The organism is Aliivibrio fischeri ATCC 7744 = JCM 18803 = DSM 507 (genome assembly GCF_023983475.1).
GTDB classification, from domain to species: domain Bacteria; phylum Pseudomonadota; class Gammaproteobacteria; order Enterobacterales; family Vibrionaceae; genus Aliivibrio; species Aliivibrio fischeri.
The window spans coordinates 756,596-775,019 of sequence record NZ_CP092712.1; the positions used below are offsets into that span (position 1 = coordinate 756,596).

The 18,424-nt window shown below is 37.3% G+C and carries 20 protein-coding genes; 14 read left to right on the forward strand and 6 right to left on the reverse strand.

What is annotated here, in order from left to right; genetic code table 11:
- Positions 1 to 61: 61 nt before the first annotated feature.
- The 10 genes from nrdR (at position 62) to AVFI_RS03620 (ending at position 9,470) form a co-directional block, all read left to right on the forward strand.
- Positions 62 to 511, forward strand: coding sequence for a transcriptional regulator NrdR (gene nrdR / locus AVFI_RS03575; protein WP_005418088.1), 450 nt, complete (start codon positions 62 to 64; stop codon positions 509 to 511).
- Position 512: 1 nt separating this feature from the next.
- Positions 513 to 1,631 carry a bifunctional diaminohydroxyphosphoribosylaminopyrimidine deaminase/5-amino-6-(5-phosphoribosylamino)uracil reductase RibD gene (gene ribD, locus AVFI_RS03580; RefSeq protein ID WP_065640608.1) on the forward strand — a complete coding sequence of 373 codons (1,119 nt, stop codon included), beginning with the start codon at positions 513 to 515 and terminating at the stop codon, positions 1,629 to 1,631.
- Positions 1,632 to 1,634: 3 nt separating this feature from the next.
- Positions 1,635 to 2,291, forward strand: coding sequence for a riboflavin synthase (locus tag AVFI_RS03585; RefSeq protein WP_012533394.1), 657 nt, complete (start codon positions 1,635 to 1,637; stop codon positions 2,289 to 2,291).
- A gap of 40 nt (positions 2,292 to 2,331) precedes the next feature.
- Positions 2,332 to 3,441 carry a bifunctional 3,4-dihydroxy-2-butanone-4-phosphate synthase/GTP cyclohydrolase II gene (gene ribBA, locus AVFI_RS03590; RefSeq protein WP_012532910.1) on the forward strand — a complete coding sequence of 370 codons (1,110 nt, stop codon included), beginning with the start codon at positions 2,332 to 2,334 and terminating at the stop codon, positions 3,439 to 3,441.
- A gap of 153 nt (positions 3,442 to 3,594) precedes the next feature.
- Positions 3,595 to 4,065, forward strand: a complete 471-nt coding sequence (ribH, locus tag AVFI_RS03595; RefSeq protein ID WP_005418092.1) for a 6,7-dimethyl-8-ribityllumazine synthase — start codon at positions 3,595 to 3,597, stop codon at positions 4,063 to 4,065.
- The gene (gene nusB, locus AVFI_RS03600; protein WP_005418093.1) at positions 4,065 to 4,532 is read left to right on the forward strand and encodes a transcription antitermination factor NusB; all 468 of its coding nucleotides are present in this window, start codon (positions 4,065 to 4,067) and stop codon (positions 4,530 to 4,532) included. Before ribH ends, nusB begins: the two co-directional genes overlap by 1 nt.
- 84 nt (positions 4,533 to 4,616) lie before the next feature.
- Positions 4,617 to 5,615, forward strand: a complete 999-nt coding sequence (gene thiL / locus AVFI_RS03605; protein WP_188863714.1) for a thiamine-phosphate kinase — start codon at positions 4,617 to 4,619, stop codon at positions 5,613 to 5,615.
- The gene (gene pgpA, locus AVFI_RS03610; RefSeq protein WP_017018595.1) at positions 5,612 to 6,115 is read left to right on the forward strand and encodes a phosphatidylglycerophosphatase A; all 504 of its coding nucleotides are present in this window, start codon (positions 5,612 to 5,614) and stop codon (positions 6,113 to 6,115) included. Before thiL ends, pgpA begins: the two co-directional genes overlap by 4 nt.
- The gene (locus AVFI_RS03615; RefSeq protein ID WP_012532964.1) at positions 6,115 to 7,233 is read left to right on the forward strand and encodes a substrate-binding domain-containing protein; all 1,119 of its coding nucleotides are present in this window, start codon (positions 6,115 to 6,117) and stop codon (positions 7,231 to 7,233) included. The genes pgpA and AVFI_RS03615 overlap by 1 nt, the downstream gene beginning before the upstream one ends.
- 2 nt (positions 7,234 to 7,235) lie before the next feature.
- The gene (locus AVFI_RS03620; protein WP_012534091.1) at positions 7,236 to 9,470 is read left to right on the forward strand and encodes a LuxQ periplasmic sensor domain-containing protein; all 2,235 of its coding nucleotides are present in this window, start codon (positions 7,236 to 7,238) and stop codon (positions 9,468 to 9,470) included.
- On the opposite strand, the gene AVFI_RS03625 is transcribed toward AVFI_RS03620, so the two are convergent.
- Positions 9,471 to 9,749, reverse strand: coding sequence for a hypothetical protein (locus AVFI_RS03625; protein WP_373367050.1), 279 nt, complete (start codon positions 9,747 to 9,749; stop codon positions 9,471 to 9,473).
- 72 nt (positions 9,750 to 9,821) lie between these two features.
- On the opposite strand from AVFI_RS03625, the gene AVFI_RS03630 reads away from it, so the two are divergent.
- Positions 9,822 to 10,172, forward strand: coding sequence for a putative quinol monooxygenase (locus tag AVFI_RS03630; protein ID WP_012533834.1), 351 nt, complete (start codon positions 9,822 to 9,824; stop codon positions 10,170 to 10,172).
- 62 nt (positions 10,173 to 10,234) lie between these two features.
- Here AVFI_RS03630 and dxs read toward each other — a convergent pair whose 3' ends face one another.
- From dxs to xseB, 3 genes are read right to left on the reverse strand one after another with little or no spacing between them, the layout of a single operon-like run.
- Positions 10,235 to 12,118 (reverse strand): 1-deoxy-D-xylulose-5-phosphate synthase, encoded by a 1,884-nt coding sequence (gene dxs, locus AVFI_RS03635; RefSeq protein ID WP_011261434.1) that lies wholly within the window; start codon positions 12,116 to 12,118, stop codon positions 10,235 to 10,237.
- Between the two features lie 21 nt (positions 12,119 to 12,139).
- Positions 12,140 to 13,036 carry a (2E,6E)-farnesyl diphosphate synthase gene (gene ispA, locus AVFI_RS03640; protein ID WP_012533019.1) on the reverse strand — a complete coding sequence of 299 codons (897 nt, stop codon included), beginning with the start codon at positions 13,034 to 13,036 and terminating at the stop codon, positions 12,140 to 12,142.
- A complete protein-coding gene (xseB, locus tag AVFI_RS03645; protein WP_188863715.1) occupies positions 13,029 to 13,271 on the reverse strand; it encodes an exodeoxyribonuclease VII small subunit in 243 nt (80 codons plus the stop codon). The genes ispA and xseB overlap by 8 nt, the downstream gene beginning before the upstream one ends.
- 278 nt (positions 13,272 to 13,549) lie before the next feature.
- Between xseB and pomA the strand changes: the two genes are divergently transcribed.
- From pomA to thiI, 3 genes are all read left to right on the forward strand, one after another.
- Complete coding sequence (gene pomA, locus AVFI_RS03650) at positions 13,550 to 14,314, forward strand: flagellar motor protein PomA (protein ID WP_005418107.1); 765 nt, start codon at positions 13,550 to 13,552, stop codon at positions 14,312 to 14,314.
- Positions 14,315 to 14,329: 15 nt separating this feature from the next.
- Positions 14,330 to 15,259 carry a flagellar motor protein MotB gene (locus AVFI_RS03655; RefSeq protein ID WP_005418111.1) on the forward strand — a complete coding sequence of 310 codons (930 nt, stop codon included), beginning with the start codon at positions 14,330 to 14,332 and terminating at the stop codon, positions 15,257 to 15,259.
- A 159-nt stretch (positions 15,260 to 15,418) separates the two neighbouring features.
- The gene (thiI, locus tag AVFI_RS03660) at positions 15,419 to 16,867 is read left to right on the forward strand and encodes a tRNA uracil 4-sulfurtransferase ThiI (protein WP_005418113.1); all 1,449 of its coding nucleotides are present in this window, start codon (positions 15,419 to 15,421) and stop codon (positions 16,865 to 16,867) included.
- A gap of 72 nt (positions 16,868 to 16,939) precedes the next feature.
- On the opposite strand, the gene AVFI_RS03665 is transcribed toward thiI, so the two are convergent.
- Together AVFI_RS03665 and panE are read right to left on the reverse strand one after the other, a co-directional pair.
- The gene (locus AVFI_RS03665) at positions 16,940 to 17,530 is read right to left on the reverse strand and encodes a DJ-1 family glyoxalase III (RefSeq protein ID WP_017018589.1); all 591 of its coding nucleotides are present in this window, start codon (positions 17,528 to 17,530) and stop codon (positions 16,940 to 16,942) included.
- Positions 17,527 to 18,420: a 2-dehydropantoate 2-reductase gene (gene panE / locus AVFI_RS03670; RefSeq protein WP_188863716.1), complete on the reverse strand. Its 894-nt coding sequence runs from the start codon at positions 18,418 to 18,420 to the stop codon at positions 17,527 to 17,529. Before panE ends, AVFI_RS03665 begins: the two co-directional genes overlap by 4 nt.
- Between the last annotated feature and the right edge of the window lie 4 nt (positions 18,421 to 18,424).

Below are 18,424 nucleotides of genomic sequence, written 5' to 3' on the forward strand. Positions count from 1 at the left end.
GGGACATAGGCAGGCATCTGCTTTTCTTGTACACTAATTGAAAAAAATTAGGAGGCAAGTAATGCATTGTCCATTTTGTAGCGCAACAGATACTAAGGTTATTGACTCACGACTCGTGTCTGATGGACATCAGGTTCGTCGTCGTCGTCAGTGTTTGGCGTGCAGTGAGCGATTTACTACATTTGAATCAGCTGAATTAGTGATGCCAAAAGTGATTAAATCAAATGGTAACCGTGAACCTTTTGATGAAGATAAATTATCAGGCGGCCTATATCGTTCATTGGAAAAAAGACCAGTTAGCGCTGACTTAGTTGAACTCGCATTAAATACGATAAAATCACAGCTTCGAGCTACTGGTGAACGTGAAGTTCCATCAGATATGATTGGTAACCTTGTTATGGACCAATTAAAAGAACTCGATAAAGTGGCTTATATTCGTTTTGCCTCTGTTTACCGAAGCTTTGAGGATATTAAAGAGTTCGGTGAAGAAATTGCAAAATTAGAGAAATAACATGACATTTACTACCCAAGATCATCTGATGATGCAAAAAGCTATTTTATTAGCTAAGCAAGGCATTTATACCACAGCACCCAACCCTAATGTGGGATGTGTATTGGTTAAAGATGGGAAGATTGTTGGGGAAGGGGCGCACTTAAAAGCGGGTGAGCCTCATGCTGAAGTTCATGCATTAAGACAAGCAGGAAAAGAAGCGCAAGGGGCAACGGCTTATGTTACGCTTGAACCTTGCTCTCATTATGGACGCACACCTCCTTGCGCTGAAGGACTTATAAAAGCGGGCGTAAAAAAAGTAATTTGTGCCATGGTTGATCCAAATCCTCAAGTTGCTGGTCGTGGTCTTGCTATGTTAAACGAAGCTGGAATTGAAACTGCATCAGGTCTGCTTGAAGCCGATGCTAGAGCCTTAAACCCTCATTTTTTAACTCGAATGGAAACTGGAAAACCATTTGTACAGTTAAAAATGGCAGCGAGTCTTGATGGGAAAACCGCATTAAAAAATGGAGTGAGTCAATGGATCACTTCAAAAGAAGCAAGACAAGATGTTCAACGTTATCGTGCACAATCTGGTGCAATATTCTCAACAGCGAAAACGGTGATTGACGATAATGCCTCATTAAATGTGCGTTGGAGCGATCTTCCTCCTTCAATTCAAGAAAGCTACCAACAAGCGGCTATTCGACAGCCAATGCGTTTTATTTTAGATCGTCAGCATGCATTAACATCCGATTTAAAACTGTTTCAAGCCTCTGGTGAAGTGGTTACGATCTCATCTCAAAACACACACCCAATCGTGACTTCTGAAAATCATATACAATGTTGTGTTGATGATGATCAATTGAACCTTAAAGAAGTCGTAAATAAAATTTCTCGTGATTTTAATGTAAATCATATTTGGGTTGAGGCTGGTGCTACATTAGCAGCAAGTATGATTAAAGAAAATTTAGTTGATGAATTGATTATTTATCTCGCTCCTAAATTGATGGGAGCGGATGGGCGTAGCATCATTAATTTAATTGGATTAGAAACGATGTCTGAGACAATTGACTTGGATATAAAAGACATACGTATGGTCGGTAAAGATATTCGAATTACCGCAACAATAGCAAGGTAAGCCATGTTTACAGGAATTATTGAGTCAGTAGGTACACTGCAAGCGATTACACCAAAAGGTGAAGATATTAGCGTAACGGTTAATGTTGGACAGCTAGACATGAGTGATGTAAAGCTTGGAGATAGTATCGCTACTAATGGTGTTTGCTTAACGGTTGTTGCGATGACAGAGCAAACTTACACTGCGGATTTATCGTTAGAGACCTTAAAGCGTACCGGTTTTGTTAATTATAAAGCTGGCGATAAGGTAAATCTTGAAAAAGCGATGTTGCCAACAACCCGATTTGGTGGGCACATTGTTTCTGGTCACGTCGATGCTGTCGGTGAAATAATTGAACGTCACCAAACCGGCCGTGCCATTGAGTTTTGGATACAATTGCCTCAAACATTAGCAAAATACGTTGTAGAGAAAGGCTCTATTACTGTGGATGGCATTAGCTTAACGGTTAATGATATTCGAAAAAATGCATTTAAATTGACCATTGTTCCGCACACGGCTGCAGAGACTACGATGGATAACTTTTCTGTGGGTCAGAAAGTTAACTTAGAAGTTGATGTGATCGCTCGATATTTAGAAAGACTTGTGATCGGACAGAAAGAAGAGCAACCAGAGTCTTCTGTTACGATGGATCTTTTGGCAAAATCAGGCTTCTTAAATTAAGCCTCACCACTTAACCTAATTAATATAAAAGGTATTTCACATGGCAATTAGCTCAGCAAAAGACATTATTGAAGATATTCGTTTAGGTAAGATGGTAATTCTTATGGATGACGAAGATCGTGAGAATGAAGGTGATTTAATTATTGCCGCTGAGAAAATCACTCCTGAAGCCATTAACTTTATGGCAACTCATGGACGTGGTTTAATCTGTTTAACCATGACAAAAGATCGTTGTGAAAAACTAGGTCTGCCTCCTATGGTACAAGACAATAATGCACAATTTACAACGAATTTTACGGTATCAATTGAAGCGGCAGAAGGCGTAACAACCGGTATTTCAGCTGCAGACCGTTCTCGTACCGTTGAAGCGGCAGTAGCTAAAAATGCAGTTGCTGCAGATTTAGTTCAACCGGGTCATATTTTCCCGCTAGCAGCACAAGAAGGTGGCGTGTTAACTCGTGCTGGTCATACTGAAGCTGGTTGTGATTTAGCTCGTTTAGCTGGCTATGAGCCTGCTGGTGTGATTGTTGAAATCTTAAATGATGATGGAACAATGGCCCGTCGTCCTGATTTGGAAATTTTTGCTGAAAAACACGGCATTAAATTAGGTACGATTGCTGATTTAATTGAATATCGTAATAACAATGAAACGACAATTGAACGTGTAGCTGAATGTAAATTACCAACAGAGTTTGGTGAGTTTGATTTGGTGACTTACCGTGACACAATTGATAATCAACTTCACTACGCACTTAAGAAAGAAAATACATCAAGTGAAGCACCGTTAGTACGTGTTCACTTACAAGATACATTCACTGATATTTTACACTCAGATCGTTGCGCAGAACGCAGTTGGACATTACCAACGGCAATGCAGCGTATTGCCAATGAAGGTGGTGTATTAGTGATTCTTGGTAATGAAGAATCAACAGATAATATCGTACATAAAGTGAAAGTTCTTGAACGTCAAGACAGTGGTGAAGCACCAACCATGGCGAAGAAGCAAGGTACTTCTCGTCGTGTGGGTGTTGGCTCTCAAATTTTGGCTGATATTGGTATTTCTGACATGCGTTTACTTTCATCAACGTCAAAGCGTTACCATGCCTTATCTGGCTTTGGTTTGAACGTTGTTGAATACGTAACGAAATAAAAGCATAAATATATGGCCCTATTCGATGAGTAGGGCCTAAATAATTAGATATTTGTCACAAAGCTGTGATAGAATCCGGCGATTCTCACTATGAATGCGTAGTTGATAAATAGAAACCAGTTTAATTGGAATAAAACAGATACAGGAAGGCTCATGAACGTAATCGAAGGCGGCGTTGCTGCTCCTAATGCGAAAATTGCAATTGTTATTTCTCGCTTTAATAGCTTTATTAATGAAAGTCTACTTTCAGGTGCTATCGACACTCTAAAGCGTTTTGGTCAAGTATCTGAAGAAAACATCACCGTTGTTCGCTGCCCAGGTGCCGTAGAATTACCGTTAGTTGCTCAACGAGTAGCTAAAACAGCAAAGTATGATGCTATCGTTTCATTGGGTTCTGTTATTCGTGGTGGCACACCACATTTTGACTATGTATGTAGTGAATGTAATAAAGGTCTAGCACAAGTATCTCTGGAATATAGCATTCCAGTAGCATTTGGTGTTTTGACTGTTGATACTATCGATCAAGCAATCGAGCGCGCCGGTACCAAGGCTGGTAATAAAGGGGCAGAGGCTGCACTAAGCGCACTCGAAATGATTAATGTTCTGTCTCAAATCGAATCCTAATGGGGGTTAGTGTGAAACCAGCCGCACGTCGTAATGCACGTCAATTTGCTCTTCAAGCAATCTATTCATGGCAACTAAGCAAAGAAAATGTTGCAGATATCGAAGAGCAGTTTTTAACTGCTGAAAAATATGATGAAGAAGAGCATCATGCAAATGAGCCTAAGCTACAAACTCCAGAGACAGATGTAGCGTATTTCCGCGATCTTTTCTCAGGCGTAGCTCTAAATCATATGAAATTAGATGGGAAAATGCGCCCATACTTATCTCGTCCGCTTCAAGATCTTGACCAAATGGAACTTGCGTTACTACGTATGTCTATTTACGAGATGATGAATCGTGATGATGTACCATACAAAGTTGTTATCAATGAAGCGATTGAACTTGCAAAAGTATTCGCAGCAGAAGATAGCCACAAGTTTGTAAACGGTGTATTAGATAAAGCGGCTCCAACTTTACGTAAAAAGTAAGTTGGTCGTAGCATACTAATTAAATCGTAAAGGTCAGCCTCGTTGCTGGCCTTTTTTATAACTAAAAAACAGTATTAATCGAATATGTGTAGTGAATTTAATTTAATCGATCGATTTTTTGTTCAAGAAAATGTTTCGCGTGATGATGTTGATTTGGGTATTGGGGATGATTGCGCATTAGTAACTGTACCTGAGGGCTATCAAGTAGCGATAACCACAGATACTTTAGCCGCCGGAACGCATTTTTTAGCTGATGCAGATCCTGTTAGTGTAGGGCATAAAGCACTAGCGTCTAACTTAAGTGATTTAGCGGCTATGGGAGCAAAACCAACGTGGGTGTCTTTAGCATTGACCCTACCTCAATCTGATGAAAAGTGGCTAGAAGGATTTTGTAAAGGATTCTTTGATTTAGCTAAACAATATCAAGTTGAGCTCATTGGTGGAGATACAACAAAAGGGCCTTTAAGCATTACTATTACGGTACAAGGAATTATACCTAAAGGAACTGCATTAACTCGAAGTGCTGCACAAATAGGTGATGATATTTATGTTACAGGTAATTTAGGTGATAGTGCCGCAGGCCTTGAAGTGATTTTAAATTCACAAAAAAATGTGAAGGGAGAGTTAGAAAAGGAGTTAGAAAAACGTCATTATTACTCAACACCACAAGTTGAGCTTGCGCAAGATATTCGTCATTTATGTCACGCAGCATTAGATATTTCTGATGGTGTAATTTCGGATCTAGGTCATATATTAAAGCAATCAAATGTGAGTGCCGTTATTAATGTTAATAATTTACCTATTTCAAGTGAACTTGTTACGTATTATCGTCAAGATAAAGAAAAATGTCAGAAACTTGCATTAACTAGTGGTGAAGAATATGAACTTTGCTTCACTGCACCTAAAAAAAATAGTAAAGCAATCAAACAAATAGCTACTATTTTAAATAAAAAAATTAGTATAATTGGTGAGATAATTGATAAACCATTTAATGGTTTACCAGATAGTGTACAATTGTTTGATAATAATAAACTATTAGATTGGCAATTATTAGGTTACGACCACTTTAGGAGAGAACAATGACAAACCCTCTAGCCTTAATTAGTCTCAAAAACCCGTGGCATTTATTAGCTACTGGATTTGGGAGTGGCCTCTCTCCAATAATACCTGGAACCATGGGTACACTGGCTGCGATTCCTTTGTATTTATTACTTGCTCAGTTACCGTTTACTTTGTTTGTCATAGTGGTTATCGCCTCTGCTCTTATTGGTATTAAGATTTGCGACATTACTTCAGCTGACATGAAGGTTCATGACCATGGATCAATTGTATGGGATGAGTTTGTTGGTTTATGGATCACCATGAGCATTGTTCCATATTTAAATTTAGAAGTAACTGATTGGAAATGGTTACTAACTGGTTTTATTTTGTTTCGATTTTTCGACATGGTAAAACCTTGGCCAATTGGATGGTTAGATAATAAAGTTCATGGCGGCTTTGGCATCATGCTTGATGATATTGTTGCTGGATTTATGGCTCTAATTAGCCTTTGGTTAGTTGGAAAGTATTCTGGTTGGTTGTAATGCGCAACAGTAGATTATTATTAAGCTCCTTATTTATATCGCTTATTTCATTTTTTTGTACCTCTAAACTGGCTTTAGCTGATCCTGTTTTAGTTGGGTATTGGGGCTATAATGAATATCTTGATCTATATCCTGAAGAAAAAGCACTAACTAATACGTTAAAAGAAGCGGTTAGAGGGGAGCCAGTCCCTCTAGCTATCAAACAAACAAAACCAATTAAAATATCTTTTGTTTATCCTGGTGAGCAATCATCTGATTATTGGCAACGAAATATTGTTGCTCTTGAATCACGTCTGAAAGCGTTAAATATCCAATATGAACTAACGCCAGTCTCAACACGTCTAAATGTTGATTTTAAAGAACAAAGCCGTTCTCTGCATAAAGCGATAGAGCAAAAATCAGATTATTTAATTTTTACTCTTAACACGACTCGTCATCGTAAATTTATTGAACATGTATTGCAGAATCCAGAAACAAAGATTATTTTGCAAAACATCACGACTCCAGTAAAAGCATGGCATGGTAGCCAACCATTACTTTATGTGGGATTTGACCATGTTATTGGTACTAAATTATTAGCAAACTATTTTCAGCACCGTTTTCCTGAACATGCTAATTATGGAATGTTATATTATTCATATGGCTATCTGAGTACCGCAAGAGGTGATGTTTTTGTTCAATCTATGGATAGTGATAAATACACACTGACTTCTTCTTTTTATACCGAAGCGACTGAAGAAAGCGCTTATGCTGCAACACAAGATATATTAAAAGATAACCCTGATATTGATTTTATCTATTCTTCATCTACAGATATCGCTTTAGGTGCTATTGATGCGATTAATGAAAATAAGAACACTAAGACTGTCATTAATGGTTGGGGCGGTGGTTCATTAGAGTTAAAAGCCATAGAAAATGGGGAGCTCGATGTTACTGTTATGCGTATGACTGATGACACGGGTATAGCAATGGCAGAAGCTATCAAACTAGATTTAGAGAATAAACCAGTACCTACTGTTTATTCTGGCGAGTTTGAACTTGTTACATCTGATACGAGTGAAGAAACGCTTAATATGCTGAAACAGCGTGCATTTCGTTATTCTGGTGTAGAACACTAATAATGAATAAAGGTAAAGCCTCGTTAGCGGATCTTATTTTTCGATCAATTTTTATTATATTTTCTATTCTAACAGTAGGTATAACCATACATACCTATCAATTAAGTGTGAATACGATTAATGAAGAAGTTAAACGAAACTTACAACAAACCTCAGGCATAATTAATAACTTCTTTGAACATAGATTATCCATTCTTCAAATTCGACAAGATACGGATGCAGAAAGTCTTGCTATCTATGATCAATATGTAGAAAGTGATTATAAAAATAAATTAAATACGTATTTTTCTAATATTGAAGCTAAATCCCCTTATAATTCACCAGACTTTAGGTTTATAGAAGTAAATAACAAACTGTACTGGGATGATGGAAATAGTTCATTTTTAAGCCTAAATGAAAAGTGTTTGAAAATAATTATTAAAAAAAATCTTAATATTAACACTTGGTATTATATTAAGATGGAAGATCCTTTATCAGACGCTGATTTTTTAATTAGAAAAACCCCTATAGTTAATAATGATTCAGGTAGAATTGTTGCATTTATATATAATGCAGTAATGTTGAATAATAACATCTCATTTTTGAATAAACTTAAAAAACTAACGAACAGTCAAGATGTGTTTATTATTAATGATAATAAGATATTAGCATCAAGTGTAAGTTCCAATACAGAAATATATCAAGAAGTTACCTCTATTTTAAACGGCACAAGAAAAAGAATACCGAGTAAAATATTAAACTTTACACCTATTAATATTAAATCAATGTCGGGTGAAATATCAATATTGTCATTAAAAAATAAGGATAATATTGAATTGTTAGAGCAACGATTTATTTATAGTGTTGTTCTCTCATTTTTTGTACTTATTGCTATCGCTGTATTAATTCGAGGGTTATTTGAGCATAAAATACTCTTGTCATTAAATTCGTTATTAAAATACACAAATACAGTATCAAAAAATGAAACACGAAGTGAGTATCAAGGTTGTGGTATTTTAGAGTTTGATCAAATTGGGGAAAAATTAGAGCAGACATTTTCTGAACTAATTGAAGCTAAAGAAGACAGTTATAAAGCTCAAAGAGCGGCAGAGAAATTAGCTCAAGTGAAATCTGACTTTTTAGCAAGAATGAGTCATGAAATAAGAACACCTTTAAATGGTATTTTAGGCATATCTAGTCTATTAAAAAGTAGTAACTTAAATAGAGAGCAACAAAAACAAGTGAATATTCTCCATCAAGGAGGAGAGCATTTACTTGCTGTATTAAATGACATTTTAGATTTTTCACAGATAGAACAAGAGAAATTAAAAATAAATAGCGCTCCTTTTAAACTGAGTGATGTATTAGAAAATATTAATGCAATTTATTTTCCTATTTGTAAAAATAAAAACGTATTCTTTTCAATTGAAAACCATGTTAATCCAGACGTATTCATTAATTCTGATCAGGTAAGATTAACTCAGATCCTTTTTAATCTATTAAGTAACGCCGTTAAATTTACAGAGAAAGGTAAAGTAAAGTTAACCTTATCTCTTAATAAGCATAATTCTGATTATTACTTACAGTTTTCGGTTGATGATACTGGGGTCGGGATCTGTGCTGAAGAGCAAGCAAGAATGTTTGAGCCATTTGAGCAGTCAGGCTTTTCTGAATCGAGAAAATTTGGTGGAAGTGGATTAGGACTTGCTATTGTTAAGCAATTACTTGATTTACTTAAAGGTAAAATAACTATAAATAGTACGATAGGTGTAGGCTCTACATTTAGCGTCCTTATTCCTGTCTTGATATGTGAAGATAAAGCCAATATTTCAGATGCTAAAGCAGAAAATGAGATAACGTCATTACCAACGGGGTTAAAGATTTTATTAATTGAGGATAATAAATCGAATGCTTACATTGCTAAAGCTTATTGCCAAAAGTATGGGTTAAACGTTACGTGGCGAAATGATGCAGCTCAAGGTATTGCTGAGCTTTCTAAATCTGAATTTGATTTGATCTTAATGGATAACCAAATGCCGGGAATGAGCGGTATTAAAGCAACCAAATATATTCGTAATCATTTGAAAATAATGACGCCTATTTATGCGTATACTGCTGATGCGTTAGAGGAATCCAATCAAGAATTTTTCTCGGCAGGGGCAAATTATATTATTACTAAACCAATAAAAGAAAAGTCGATACTGGATGCATTGGCTTTTTATAAATCGGAGAACGGTTTGCCACCTTTTGACTCGTAATTAGCTTCGCTTAACTCGAACGACTCTCATTACTTCAATATCAAAGCCTGCAATTTTTTCATTACTAGGGTAATAGGTTAGATTAACCTTTGCTCCTTTGAGAGATTGGTAGGCTTTTGTTCTATTAAATTTAAATGGAACATTACAACCTTCAATCATAATAGTATGCTGTATCCAATCACCGATATATCTTTGAGTATGAGAAGTGACTTTGACATCAACACTATGGGTTAGCTGTTGATGTTTATTTAGCATTTTATCTACGTCTGATTTCATCATTAGGCTCGTTAGTTAAATACATCTAATGATGAGATATATCCTCATTTCAGTCAATATAACAAGGAAAGCTGTATGTCTAAAAAAGTGTATTGTGTTGCTCAGTTTTTACCAAAAGAAGGTAAATTAAATGAATTATTTAAGGTATTACAAAGCTTAGAACCAAACACAATAAGAGAGGATGGATGTATTCAATATATTGTTACTCGTCATATTCAAACCCCATTTGCTGAAGGTGATAGCTATCCTATTGCCTTTAATGAAATTTGGGCAGATAACGAAGCATTTGAAGCGCATTGTCAACGTGATGAAATTAAACAATTTTTTGAGCAGCAATGTATCGCAGATGATGGATTAGTTGCTAAATGGAATGTGTGTATTTATACGGATGAGCCAGTTGATTTTGATGCTCCTAAGCTTTCATAAAATATAAATAAAAATGCCACCAAACGGTGGCATTGTTTTAGGAAACTAAGATGGGCATGAAATTAGAGATCAAGGTAATCTCTAATTTGTTGCTCAATGCCATTTGCATCAAGTTTTAGTTCCGTATGCATTTCTTCTTGCGTACCTTGAGCTATGAATTCATCTGGTAAACCTAGTTGAAGAACTGGTTTAACAAGACGGTTTTTCATTAAAAATTCAATGACACCTGAACCTGCACCACCGGAAATCGCATTTTCTTCAATAGTCACTAAAACGTCGTGATTGGTTACTAACTCACAGATAAGTGCTTCATCAAGAGGTTTAGCAAAACGCATATCTGCAACGGTAGCATCTAACTTTTCTGCTGCTTCTAAGCTATTTGCTAAGAAGGTACCAAAGTTTAAGATAGCAACTCGCTCTCCCTTTTCTGTCACTTTAGTTTCACGGAGTAAACGACCCTTACCAATTTCTAGTGCTTGCATTTCATTATTTACTTGGATACCTGTTGCACTTCCACGTGGGTAACGAACAGCGCTAGGGCCAGTGTGTTTATGGCCTGTGTAAAGCATTTGGCGGCATTCGTTTTCATCACTTGGTGTCATGATAACCATATTTGGAATACAGCGCATAAAGCTGATATCAAAGGCGCCTTGGTGTGTTTGTCCATCTGCACCGACTAAACCGGCACGGTCAATAGCAAACATCACGGGTAAATCCATAATAGCAACATCATGAATTAATTGATCGTAACCACGTTGTAAAAACGTTGAATAGATAGCAACGATTGGGTTGTAGCCGGCAATTGCCATCCCACTCGCTAAAGTAACTGCGTGTTGTTCTGCAATGGCAGCATCAAAATACTGGTTAGGGTATTCTTTAGAGAAACGAACCATACCTGAGCCTTCTCGCATTGCTGGCGTAATGGCCATAAGCTTACTGTCTTCTTTCGCCATATCGCAAAGGAAGTCGCCAAAAACAGCAGAGAAGGTTGGTTTACCGCCAGACGATTTTGGCAATGAAGTATTGCTTGGATCAAATTTAGGTACACCATGGTAGCTGATTGGATCTTTCTCAGCAGGCTCATAGCCTTTACCTTTTTTCGTCATGATATGTAAAAATTGCGGCCCTTTTAGGTTGCGCATATTTTTAAGGGTTCTAACTAGTTCATTAACGTCATGACCATCTACCGGACCAATGTAATTAAAGCCTAATTCTTCAAACATGGTGCCCGGTACAACCATGCCTTTTAAATGTTCTTCTGTGCGTTTTAGTAGTTCTTTAATCGTAGGCGTACCAGAAAGCACTTTTTTACCGCCTTCACGAATAGAGGTGTATAAGCTACCAGATAATACGCGCGCTAGTTGATTGTTTAATGCTCCAACGTTTTCAGAAATTGACATTTCATTATCATTTAGAACAACAAGCATATCAGGGTGAATATCACCAGCGTGGTTTAAGGCTTCAAATGCCATACCGGCTGTAATGGCACCATCACCAATAACACTGACTATTTTGCGATTCTCTTGCTCTTTTTCAGCACAGATAGCCAGGCCTAAAGCGGCACTAATAGATGTTGATGAGTGACCAACAGAAAGAACATCATATTCACTTTCACCACGCCACGGGAATGGGTGTAACCCGTCTTTTTGTCGGATGGTTGAAAGTTGCTCTCGGCGTCCTGTTAGTATCTTATGAGGATAAGCTTGATGGCCAACATCCCAGATAAGCTGATCAAATGGGGTGTTATAAACGTAATGCAAAGCGACGGTTAACTCTACGACACCAAGACCAGATGCTAAGTGACCACTTGTTTTACTTACCGAGTTTAAAAGGTAAGTACGTAGCTCATCGCATAACGCTGGTAAGCTCTCTTTTGGTAAAGAACGTAATTCATCTGGTGTATTTGCCAAAGCCAGAATTGGGTATTTTGAAATATCTAATGACATAGTAGTTAGCGCTTATCTGTTTTAGTTTTTACGCTCAATAACGTATTGAGCGAACGCTTGCATTGCATCCGTGTTATAAGGGATGTCGTTTAATGCTTCAATTGCTGTTTGATACAGTTGTTCTGCTTTATGTTTAGCACCTTCAAGGCCAAGTAAAGCAGGGTAGGTACTTTTATCTAATTCTAGATCAGAACCTTGTGGTTTTCCGAGAGTTTCAGTATCACTAATGATATCTAAGATATCATCTTGTACTTGAAAGGCGAGACCAATGGCATCAGCATAAACTTCTAACTGTGGAAGTATGGCTTTGCCTTTATCTCCAGCGCAAAGAGCACCGAGTTGAACCGCACACTTAATAAGCGCTCCGGTTTTATTCGCATGAATGCGCTCAAGAGAGGTAAGGTCAACTTTTTTGCCTTCAGCTTGCAAATCTAACGACTGTCCCATGCACATACCTGAGGCACCAGATGCTTTTGATAATACGCGGATCATATCGATGCGTGATGTTTCTGCATCGTCACTTAATTGACCATTCGCTAATATTTCAAAAGCAAGTGTTTGAAGTGCATCACCAGCAAGAATCGCTGTTGCTTCATCATATTTTATATGGCAAGTCGCATGACCGCGGCGAAGGTCATCATTATCCATTGCTGGTAAATCATCATGGATCAATGAGTAAGAGTGGACACATTCAATCGCTGCGGCTGCACTATCGGCAAATTCAGCTTTAATGCCAAGCATTTGTGCTGTGATATAAACTAAATATGGTCGAGCTCGTTTACCACCTAACAGCAATGAATATTTCATTGCTTCAGTTAGTGGTTGTTGTTGAATTTCGATTTTTTCAAGCCACTGATTTAATTGTTCAATGTTTCTATTTTGAAAAAATGTAAGTTGTTGTTTTAGTGAATCAGTCATCTTGTCCATCAAAAGGTGTTAGTTCTGCGTTATCGTCAGCTTGAAGAAGAATTTCTACTCGTTGTTCCGCTTGAGTCAGTTTTTCTTGTCCAGCTCGTGCTAAAGAAATGCCACGTTCAAACTTCTTCAATGCATCTTCAAGAGGCAAATCGCCACTTTCTAATTGATTGACGACAGAATTCAGTTCTTCTATTGCCGCTTCAAACGATAAATTTTCAGGTTTTTTTACAGCCATAATGATTCACTCTTAAAATGATCAAAGAAAGGTAACTCAGAGAGAGGTGAGGGTCAATTGAACAGGTGAGAAAGTCACGTATAAAAGTAAAATTTAGTGATTAAGGGCTACTTTTCAATCGATATCTTAATAGGATGAATCTTTTTGTACAAAAAAATTAAACCATCCAAGGCTTTGGTCGATAAGAAATAAGCGGCAAAAAAGCGATATAATTTTATGGCTTAAATTTTGCTTAGCACTATGTAAGTAAACACAAGCAGCATATAGGGGAGCGCTCTGTGGATTTAGCAACGTTAATAGGCTTAGTTGGTAGTTTTGCATTTATTATTATGGCAATGGTACTGGCTGGTGGTTTAGCCATTTTTATGGACACAACATCGGTTTTAATCGTAGTTGGTGGTTCAATTTTTGTTGTTTTAATGAAATTTACCGTAGGCCAATTTTTTGGCGCTGGTAAAATTGCAGGTAAAGCATTTATTTTTAAAACAGATGAACCTGTTGATCTTATTGTAACTATTGTTGAAATGGCTGATGCAGCTCGTAAAGGCGGTTTCTTAGCATTAGAAGAAAAAGAAATCAGTAACTCTTTTATGCAAAAAGGCATTGATTTATTGGTTGATGGTCATGATGCTGAAGTTGTGAAAGCAACATTACAAAAAGACATCGCATTAACGAATGAACGTCATGAACGTGGTGTTGGTGTATTTACCGCTTTTGGTGACGTAGCACCTGCAATGGGTATGATTGGTACCTTAGTTGGTCTAGTAGGTATGTTATCAAACATGGATGATCCTAAATCTATCGGTCCTGCAATGGCGGTTGCGCTATTAACAACACTATATGGTTCGGTAATTTCAAACATGGTTGCATTCCCTATTGCTCATAAACTTGAATTACGTAAAGAACAAGAAAAATTGAATCGCCGTTTAATTCTTGATGGCATTTTAGCGATTCAAGATGGTCAAAACCCTCGTGTTATTGATAGCTACTTACGTAACTATTTAAATGAGAAAAAACGTGTTGTTGACACTGGCGAAGAATAAGACTGGGAGTCACTAATGGAAGATGAAAACGACTGCAAATGTCCTCCTGGTGCCCCCTTATGGATGGCAACATTTGCTGACTTAGCAACATTATTAATGTGTTTTTTCGTTCTATTACTTTCGTTCTCAGAAATGGATGTATTGAAGTTTAAGCAGATTGCAGGTTCAATGAAGTTCGCTTTTGGTGTGCAAAACGTTTTAGAAGTAAAAGATATACCAAAAGGAACAAGTGTTATTGCTCAAGAATTCCGTCCGGGACGACCTGAGCCAACGCCAATTGAAGTTATCATGCAGCAGACAATTGATATTCCACAGAAAACATTAGATTTTCATGATGGAGAATCGGATCGTGCTGGTGGTACTAAACGAGAAGCGGGTAAACAGACTGGTGGTGAGTCACCATCTAACTCTACACAAACGAGCGCTCAAAGTAATTCAGAATCTGAAAGTCAAACTCAAAGTCAACAAGAGTTAGAAGATACGATTAAAAAAGCACTAGAGCGTGAGATTAGTGAAGGGGCGATTGAAGTTGAGAATTTAGGTCAACAACTCGTTATCCGTATTCGAGAAAAAGGTGCATTTCCTGCAGGATCAGCCTTTTTACAACCGAAGTTCCGTCCACTTATTCGTCAAATTGCAGAGTTAGTTAAGGATGTTCCAGGTATCATTCGTGTATCAGGACATACCGATAATCAGCCTTTAGATTCAGAACTTTACCGTTCTAATTGGGACTTATCTGCTCAGCGAGCGGTATCCGTTGCTCTTGAGATGGAAAGAGTTAAAGGTTTTGAAAGTGACCGCTTACGTGTTCGTGGTATGGCGTCAACAGAACCTCTAGTTTCAAATAAAACCGCTGAAGGGCGAGCTCGAAATCGTCGTGTTGAAATCAGTATCATGCAGGGTAAACCTCATGAGAGTGATGAAGTACCTAGTGCTCAACCGTAATTTGAGTTAAAGAGCTCAGTGATAATTAAGATAGTAATGAAGGGCGAGTTGAATTAGCAACTCGCCTTTTTTTTCGGTATAATCTTGCGCCTTAGATTAGGTCCTGAACCAACCTTATCTATCCTTTTGATTGTTTTCCTACATCAGTGAAGTTTATATATGAAGTTTATCGTTAAGCCACACCCAGAAGTTTTTGTTAAAAGTGATTCAGTACGTAAGCGCTTTATTCGTATTCTTGAATCTAACCTACGCAGTATTATTCAGCGTGAAACCAAAGGTGTTGAAGTCATCAACCGTCGTGATCATATTGAAGTGACAGGACTGAGTGATGAATACCGTGATGTAACATTGTCGGTACTAACGCAAACTCCAGGTATTCACCATGTACTTGAAGTTAAGCAGTCAGGCTTTAAAGACATGCATGATATTTTTGAGCAATGTCTTGAAATGAACCGTGAAGTTATTGAAGGTAAAACGTTCTGTGTACGTGTTAAGCGTCGTGGTAATCATGACTTTACATCTATTGAACTTGAGCGCTACGTTGGTGGTGGTTTAAATCAATCAGTAGAAAGTGCAAGTGTTCGTCTAAAGAACCCTGAAGTGACGGTTAAATTTGAAGTAGCAAATGACAAATTAAACCTGATTATTGCTCGTCATAAAGGCTTAGGCGGATTCCCTCTTGGAACTCAAGAAGATGTATTAAGTTTGATTTCTGGTGGTTTTGATTCTGGTGTATCAAGCTACTTACACATTAAACGTGGTTCAAAAGTACATTACTTATTCTTTAATTTAGGTGGCCCAGCTCACGAGATTGGCGTGAAACAAGTATCGCACTTCTTGTGGAAAAAATACGGTTCATCAGCAAAAGTTAAATTTATCTCTGTTGATTTTGATCCAGTTGTTGCTGAGATCTTAGAGAAAGTAGATGATGGCCAAATGGGTGTTATCTTAAAACGTATGTTTATGCGTGCAGGTGGCATGGTTGCTGAGAAATTTGGCATTGAAGGATTAGTTACTGGTGAAGCATTAGGTCAAGTATCTAGTCAAACACTAACTAACTTACGCCATATTGATAATGTAACGGATTCACTGATTCTACGTCCTCTAATTAACTGGGATAAAGAAGATATTATCGATTTGGCTCGTGAGATTGGTACTGAAGATTTCGCGAAAACAATGCCTGAATACTGTGGTGTAATTTCTAAGAAACCAACAGTAAAAGCAGTAAAAGAAAAACTAGAAAAAGAAGAAGCGAAATTCGATTTCTCTGTTCTTGAGCAAGCGGTTTATAACGCACGTGTTATGGACATTCGTGATATTGAAAAAGAAAGCCAAGAGCAAGCTCCAGAAGTTGAAATGGTATCTGAGCTAGGTTCTGATGTTGTGGTTCTTGATATCCGTAGTGCTGAAGAAGAAGATGAAAAACCGTTAGAGCTTGATGGTGTTGAGGTAACTCACATTCCTTTCTTCAAACTAGCAACTAAGTTTGGTGATTTAGACCAATCTAAAGAGTACTTATTATACTGTGAACGTGGTGTGATGAGCCGTCTTCAAGCATTATTATTAATTGAGAATGGCTACAAGAACGTAAAAGTTTACCGTCCATAATCAGTCAATATGCAGCATTTAAAAAGGGCGTTGATTATTCAACGCCCTTTTTTTGTCTATAAGTGATTGGTATTAAACCTGATGATAATTAAGATTAGGAAGTGTTACTAAATCAGCGGCTAATTTAGCTGTAAGCTCTTTTCCTGCAAGCGTTGTTACTATTTCCATAGCAAACTCAAGCGATGAACCTGGACCTTGGCTTGTGATTAAGTGATTTAACACATCAGTAAATACTCGCTTAATACGGCGATTTTTCTCTGGAATTGCTTCCATAAAGCTTGGGTAGCAAGTCATTAATGCATCTGGATATAAATTATGATGCTGTAAAACAATGGCTGGAGCGGCACAAATTGCAGCTACCCATTTTTCATCGTATTTTTGTTGCTTTAACATCTCAATGAGTAGGGTGCTGTCTCTGAAATTTTCAGAACCTTTTAATCCACCAGGAAGAACAATACAATCAAACTCTTCATCAGCAACTTCAACAAGCTTTACATCAGCGGTTAACATCACTCTTTGTGCTGCTTTCATTGTTAATGAACCATCAAAAGCGGTACTTGCAACGGTCACATCAAATTTTGCACGCTCTAGAATATCAATTACCGTAATAGCTTCTAACTCTTCAGTACCGGGTGCGATACATACGAGAATTTTTTTAGTCATAATGTGTTCTCTTCAAATTGTTTAATCTGATTATATAACGATTGATTAATAGGTGCTGAAATACCGTGAAATTTAGCACGCTTTAATAAATAACCAGTAATGAAATCAATTTCAGTTTTGCGTTGATAAAAACAATCACGATTCATTGAAGAATAATTGGCAGATGTTGCTTTTATAACTTGGTTAACGCTTGAAAGTAATTCTGAGTAACGCCATTCAATGCCTTCTTTTTGCAAAATCTCATGCACTTCAGAGCAAATGTTCACAACATATTGATGAATGTCGGGTTGTTCTAATTGTCCATTCTTACATTGATGAATCGCTGTTAATGGGTTAATCGCACAGTTAATGGCGAGTTTTTTCCATAACGCGATATTGATTTCTGGGTTCCAATCGACGCTTGGTAAGCTATGGTTTAATACATCTTGAATAAATTGACACTGTTTACCTAGTGGGTTAAATGGCCCTAGAGAGGTATTTCCATAACCTGTATGGATTACGTTGGTGTTATTTTCTTTTAGTGCACCATGAGTCGTTGTTGCTTGCAAAATTGGGTGGTGGTTAATGTGTTCTTTTAAATTATCAATTGCCCCCATTCCATTATGCATAAACAGCAATATGGTTTCTTTTGATAATAACGGAAGTAAAGGGAGTAAGGCACTTTCGACTTGCCAAGCTTTAACCGTAATGACTAGCAAATCACAATCGATTAAAGCTTGCTTATCATTGATCTTAAATTGGTGTGATGAGTTTTCATTAGCAGATAATGAAAGTGATTGCTCAGAAGGTATTGAATTTCTTGTCCATAAACAGACATTGTGTCCTGCTTTTTGCAGATAGCATGCCCATAAAGAGCCAACTGCACCGGGACCAAGAATAGTGATATTCACAGAT

Excerpts from the sequence above, each read along its gene's own strand:
- nrdR (WP_005418088.1), top strand. The coding sequence starts at position 62 with ATGCATTGTCCATTTTGTAGCGCAACAGATACTAAGGTTATTGACTCA.
- ribD (WP_065640608.1), top strand. The coding sequence starts at position 513 with ATGACATTTACTACCCAAGATCATCTGATGATGCAAAAAGCTATTTTA.
- AVFI_RS03585 (WP_012533394.1), top strand. The coding sequence starts at position 1,635 with ATGTTTACAGGAATTATTGAGTCAGTAGGTACACTGCAAGCGATTACA.
- ribBA (WP_012532910.1), top strand. The coding sequence starts at position 2,332 with ATGGCAATTAGCTCAGCAAAAGACATTATTGAAGATATTCGTTTAGGT.
- ribH (WP_005418092.1), top strand. The coding sequence starts at position 3,595 with ATGAACGTAATCGAAGGCGGCGTTGCTGCTCCTAATGCGAAAATTGCA.
- nusB (WP_005418093.1), top strand. The coding sequence starts at position 4,065 with ATGGGGGTTAGTGTGAAACCAGCCGCACGTCGTAATGCACGTCAATTT.
- thiL (WP_188863714.1), top strand. The coding sequence starts at position 4,617 with ATGTGTAGTGAATTTAATTTAATCGATCGATTTTTTGTTCAAGAAAAT.
- pgpA (WP_017018595.1), top strand. The coding sequence starts at position 5,612 with ATGACAAACCCTCTAGCCTTAATTAGTCTCAAAAACCCGTGGCATTTA.
- AVFI_RS03615 (WP_012532964.1), top strand. The coding sequence starts at position 6,115 with ATGCGCAACAGTAGATTATTATTAAGCTCCTTATTTATATCGCTTATT.
- AVFI_RS03620 (WP_012534091.1), top strand. The coding sequence starts at position 7,236 with ATGAATAAAGGTAAAGCCTCGTTAGCGGATCTTATTTTTCGATCAATT.
- AVFI_RS03625 (WP_373367050.1), bottom strand. The coding sequence starts at position 9,749 with ATGATGAAATCAGACGTAGATAAAATGCTAAATAAACATCAACAGCTA.
- AVFI_RS03630 (WP_012533834.1), top strand. The coding sequence starts at position 9,822 with ATGTCTAAAAAAGTGTATTGTGTTGCTCAGTTTTTACCAAAAGAAGGT.
- dxs (WP_011261434.1), bottom strand. The coding sequence starts at position 12,118 with ATGTCATTAGATATTTCAAAATACCCAATTCTGGCTTTGGCAAATACA.
- ispA (WP_012533019.1), bottom strand. The coding sequence starts at position 13,036 with ATGACTGATTCACTAAAACAACAACTTACATTTTTTCAAAATAGAAAC.
- xseB (WP_188863715.1), bottom strand. The coding sequence starts at position 13,271 with ATGGCTGTAAAAAAACCTGAAAATTTATCGTTTGAAGCGGCAATAGAA.
- AVFI_RS03655 (WP_005418111.1), top strand. The coding sequence starts at position 14,330 with ATGGAAGATGAAAACGACTGCAAATGTCCTCCTGGTGCCCCCTTATGG.
- thiI (WP_005418113.1), top strand. The coding sequence starts at position 15,419 with ATGAAGTTTATCGTTAAGCCACACCCAGAAGTTTTTGTTAAAAGTGAT.
- AVFI_RS03665 (WP_017018589.1), bottom strand. The coding sequence starts at position 17,530 with ATGACTAAAAAAATTCTCGTATGTATCGCACCCGGTACTGAAGAGTTA.